Source organism: Sphingomonas sp. AC435 (genome assembly GCF_979253005.1).
In genome coordinates this window covers 1-240 of the sequence record NZ_CEEDCJ010000096.1, presented here as the reverse complement: position 1 = coordinate 240, position 240 = coordinate 1, and the positions used below count along the sequence as shown (strand labels likewise).

Sequence of the window (240 nt, the reverse complement as noted above, 5' to 3'; positions counted from 1 at the left end):
CCTCGCGCAAGCTAGCGGCCAATTGCTCGTCCTCATCGTCCACATGACGAAATTTCTTTGGCAGTTCGCCCGCGCCGATCACCCCATAGGGATGCATGATCGCCATGCGTTCGACCAGGTTCGCCAACTCACGGACGTTACCAGCCCAGTCATGCCGGCAGAGCGACATGATCGCAGCCGAGTTGAAGCGAATGGAGCCACGCTTCTCGTGCTCCATCCGAGAGATGAGCTCGTTCATCA

At 58.3% G+C, this 240-nt stretch carries 1 protein-coding gene; it reads right to left on the bottom strand.

Features of this window, described 5'->3' with window-relative positions; translation table 11 throughout:
• A partial coding sequence (locus AC0CH8_RS19085; RefSeq protein ID WP_465241227.1) for an AAA-type ATPase lid domain-containing protein occupies positions 1–240 on the bottom strand: 240 nt, incomplete at both ends.